The sequence below is a fragment of the Mycobacterium sp. genome (assembly GCF_032162605.1).
Lineage (GTDB): Bacteria > Actinomycetota > Actinomycetes > Mycobacteriales > Mycobacteriaceae > Mycobacterium.
This window is the reverse complement of sequence record NZ_JAVROT010000622.1, coordinates 1-4,283: the sequence shown is the minus strand read 5'-3', so window position 1 is coordinate 4,283 and position 4,283 is coordinate 1. Positions and strand designations below refer to the sequence as shown.

Here is a 4,283-nt window from a genome sequence, read left to right as displayed (position 1 = left end):
CCGACGACGGACTGTCGGGCGAGGAAGGCACGTTCACCATCTGCTCGTTCTGGCTCGTGTCGGCCCTCGTCGAGATTGGCGAGGTCAGCCGCGCGAAGCACTTGTGCGAGCGGCTGCTGTCGTTCGCCAGCCCGCTGCACCTCTACGCCGAGGAGATCGACCCGCGTACTGAGCGGCACCTTGGCAACTTTCCGCAGGCGTTCACCCATCTGGCGTTGATCAACGCGGTGGTGCACGTGATCCGAGCAGAAGACGATCCGGACGACGCGGGAGAGTTCCAGCCCGCCAACGCGCCGAGGTAGTCGAGGCCCACGTCGACTCGGTGCCTGAACTTCCTCGACGCGCACTGTGGGCCCCTTTCCATGTTTCGAGCTGGGCCTTCATCGAATTTCGAATTGTGCCGATATGCGCTGCAAATTAGCCATTTACGTTAGCGTCAGCGCCGTTGCCGGTTCAAAAGGAGCTCGTCCAACATGCGCATTGTCGTCGACCTGAATCGATGCCTTGGCTACGCACAATGCGTACCCCTGGCGCCAGAAGTGCTTCAACTCAACGGCGAGGAAGCCCTCGCATACGACCCGAATCCCGATGTCTCGCAACGTCAGCGGGTGGCGCGAGCGGTAGCGTCGTGTCCGGTCCAGGCGATCATAGCCGAAATGGATCCGCCGGCGGACAGGACGACCATATGACCACCGCATCATTGGTTTCCGAGCTCGTCAGAACCTTCAAAGCGGAGGGTCGCATCGTCATCGTCGGCGCGTCTCTGACGGGCCTGCGGGCCGCTGAAGCCTTGCGGGACGAGGGCTTCACCGGCTCGCTGACCATCATCGGCGACGAGGTGCACGAGCCGTACGACCGGCCGCCGCTCTCCAAGCAGGTGCTCAAGGGCTGGGTGCCTGCGGAGAACACCAAACTGCCGCGACTGCGCGAGGTGGACGCGGATTGGCGGCTGGGCGTGGCGGCCACTGGATTGGACCGCGCCAACCGGGAAGTGTTGCTGGCCAACGGCGAACGGGTGCCCTACGACCGGGTGTTGATCGCGACCGGGGTCCGTTCCCGGGCCTGGTTCAACCCCGAAGAGGCGAAGCTGGAGGGCCTCTACACGCTGCGCACCTGCGATGACGCAGCCAAGCTGCAGGCGGCGCTGAAGGCCAAGCCCAAGCGGGTGCTGATCGTCGGGGCGGGGTTCATCGGGTCGGAAATGGCATCGGTCTGCCGGGAGCTCGGACTGGACGTGACGGTGGCGGAGCGCTCCAGCGCACCGCTTGTCGGGGCGCTTGGAGGGGTGATCGGCGACATCGCCGCCAAGATGCAACGCGACGCCGGAGTCGACCTTCGTACCGGGGTAGCGGTCGAGGCGCTAAAAGGTGACGCCGACGGGCACGTCCGACAGGCTCAGTTGTCGGACGGCACCTTGCTCGACGTCGACGTGGTGGTCGCATCGCTAGGGTCCGTTCGCAACATCGAATGGCTCGACGGCGCCGAACTGGCCGCCGGGTTCTGGGGAGTCGCCTGCGACGCCGGGTGTCGGGCCTTCGACATCAACGGCGTGGTGACCGACAACATCTTCGTCGCAGGCGACGTCGCGCGGGCCCCGCACGTGCTGTACGAGTACCAATTCATGGCGATCGAGCACGTCGACGCCGCGGTCCTCGGCGCTCGGTCCGCGGCGCACAACATTGTTCACCTCGAAATGGGTCGCCGTCCGCACCTACCGCTGCCGCAGTTCTGGTCAGGCCAGTTCGGCGTCAACATCAAGGGCGTCGGGGTGTGCTCCTTCGGCGACGAGATCGTCTTCACCCAGGGGTCGCCCGACGACCTGCGCTTCGCCGCCGCCTTCGGCAAGAACGGCCGCATCGTCGGAGCGCTCACCTTCAACCACGGCAAGTGGCTGCCGTACTACGCGGACTTGATCGAACGTTCTGCCCCGTTCCCGCCGCCACCACCGGGCTACGACGTCCCGGCCAATGATGAGCCGATGTCGGCCCGCTTCCCAGATCCGCGCGAGCCCACCGGGATTCCCGACGTGGTCCTGACTGGTCACGATCCGACGTCGCGGGGCGCCGAGTACCGCCCCAAGAGCCGCTGAGCAACGGAGTCATCATGACCACAGCTGAAACCGCGTGGGCGGCGGCAATGAGCTTCGAGCACCGCCACGACCCCTACCAGTTCTTCGACCAGCTCCGGGAGACACCCGTCGTTCAGGTGGCCGACCACACCTACGTCGTCACCGGATACCGCGAGCTGATGACCTTGGCCCACGATCCGCGGATCAGTTCCGACATCAGCCGCAGCCCGCTGGGGGCCCAACAGGGGACCGGGGAGGTGCCGGAGCCCGGCGCGGACGACATCCAGGCGTATGGCCGTGCGAAGACCATCATCCTGTCCGATCCGCCTGATCACGACCGTGCCCGCCGCCAGGTGATGCGGCACTTCGCCCCGCCCCATTCACCCGATGTCATTCCCAAGATGGAGCCCGACATCCAACGGCTTTGCAGCGAGTTGCTCGACGGCATCAAGGCCAAAAGTGTCAAAGCGCTGGGCGGCAACACCTTCGACGTCGTCGACGATTACGCGTACCCCGTGCCCGTAGCGGTGATCTGCCAGGTGCTGGGCATCCCGCTCAAGGATGAGCCCACTTTCCATGGTTGGATCTTCGACTTCATGGCGGGCCTGGATCTCGGGCCGGAAGCGGCTACCGAGGAAGGCCGGGCCCGCGCCGCGAAGGGTAAGGAAAGCACGGCTGAACTCTCGCAGTACTTGGCCGACCTGATCCAGGGTTACCTCGACGAGCCTGGCGAGGGTCTGCTCTCGAAGCTGGTCAACGACGACGGGCCGGACGGACCGATGTCGGCGCAGGAAGCCGCGTCGAATGCCGTCCTGCTTCTGATCGCCGGTCATGACTCGACGGTCAACACCATCGCCCATTGCGTGCTGACATTGCTGCGCAACCCCGAGTCCCTCGAGCTGCTGCGGCAGCGGCCCGAACTGATCCCCAAGGCGATCGAAGAGGTGCAGCGACTGCAGTCGGCCGTCCAATTCTTCCCGAGCCGCAGTGCCACCGCCGACATCGAGATCGGCGGGACGGTCATCCCTGCGGGCTCGGTGGTGCATCTGATGTACGGCGCGGCCAACCGCGACCCGGCGATGTTTTCCGAGCCGGCCAAGTTCGATGTCCAGCGGCGCAACAATCAGCACTTCGGCTGGGGCAGCGGAATTCACACGTGCATGGGCGGCCCGCTGGCGCGCCTGGAGGTCAATCTCGCGGTGGAGAACTTCCTGCGTCGGGTCGAGAATCCGCGCCTCGTCGTCGACCCGCCGCCGTACCGACAGAGCCAGGTCTTTCGCGGACCGCGACATCTCGAGGTCGAGTTCGACCGGATCGTCTGAGGCGAGCGAAGGGAAGCGACGGGGATTAGTGCCGGCTCAAATTCCCGTGCACAGCGCCACGAACGGAATCGGCGCGCAGACACCCACCGAGAAGTACGGCGTAATGTCGCCGTTCCACGCAGGCGCGCGGGGGAGGGGGTGGCGGTGGCAACGCGGCTGCGACGCAGGTGTTGGACGGCGGATCGACGAATGATGGCGGCCATCCCAGACCCCCTCTGATCTTCCCCGACCCTCCTCAAATATTTCGTCCAGTTGGGTGACAGTTTCAGCGTGATCGACGAACTTGCCTGCCGCCCGCGGCCGTAGTCACCCAACTTTGTAGGTCGCGATCGCCTTGGCGACGGCCTCGCCTTCCGGGGTGACGACGTCCACGTCGCAGTTCACCAGCGTCTTGCCGCGACGCAATACCCGGCCCACGCCGACGAGGTCGGTGGCGCGTGCCGGGGACAGATACTGCATGGCCATCGACGTCGTGACTCCGCGTAAGGACCCGGCGGCTTCGACACCGGCCCAGGCCGCGGCCATCACGGTGACGTCGGCGAGTGCGGCGATGGCACCGCCGTGCACCATGTCGCCGAGCGTGACATTGGTCGGATCCCACGGCATCCGCAGCCGCACCTCGTCGCCGTCGAGGATCTCTGCGACGATGCCGAGCTTGGCGACGAACGGGGATTGCGGCAGGAACTGGGCCATCACTTCGGCGCCGGTTGAGGTGGTCATGGCAGTGAGTGTGCGGCCGCCCGGGAAGCGTTTCAATTACCTGTCGGGGTAAGCGATCTACCCTCGCGCCAGGACGGCCAGTGCGTCGGCGGTGCGCTCGCAGAACGCCAATCGATCGATGAGCCCACGTGTCATGGCCCGCGCCACCGTGATGCCGACGAGGAAGTCGAAAA

At 65.7% G+C, this 4,283-nt stretch carries 5 protein-coding genes; 4 read left to right on the top strand and 1 reads right to left on the bottom strand.

Features of this window, described 5'->3' with window-relative positions; all coding sequences use genetic code 11:
• The 4 genes from QOI01_RS35650 to QOI01_RS35635 all read left to right on the top strand — a co-directional run.
• On the top strand, nt 1-302 hold a 302-nt coding region (locus QOI01_RS35650), incomplete at its 5' end, for a glycoside hydrolase family 15 protein (protein ID WP_526388885.1).
• Between the two features lie 171 nt (nt 303-473).
• Complete coding sequence (locus tag QOI01_RS35645) at nt 474-689, top strand: ferredoxin (protein WP_526388883.1); 216 nt, start codon at nt 474-476, stop codon at nt 687-689.
• On the top strand, nt 686-2,089 hold the full coding sequence (locus QOI01_RS35640) for an NAD(P)/FAD-dependent oxidoreductase (protein ID WP_526388881.1): 1,404 nt from the start codon (nt 686-688) through the stop codon (nt 2,087-2,089). Before QOI01_RS35645 ends, QOI01_RS35640 begins: the two co-directional genes overlap by 4 nt.
• Nucleotides 2,090-2,103: 14 nt before the next feature.
• Complete coding sequence (locus tag QOI01_RS35635) at nt 2,104-3,390, top strand: cytochrome P450 (RefSeq protein WP_526388879.1); 1,287 nt, start codon at nt 2,104-2,106, stop codon at nt 3,388-3,390.
• Nucleotides 3,391-3,696: 306 nt separating this feature from the next.
• Here QOI01_RS35635 and QOI01_RS35630 read toward each other — a convergent pair whose 3' ends face one another.
• Nucleotides 3,697-4,086, bottom strand: a complete 390-nt coding sequence (locus QOI01_RS35630; RefSeq protein ID WP_526388887.1) for a PaaI family thioesterase — start codon at nt 4,084-4,086, stop codon at nt 3,697-3,699.
• Nucleotides 4,087-4,283: the final 197 nt, after the last annotated feature.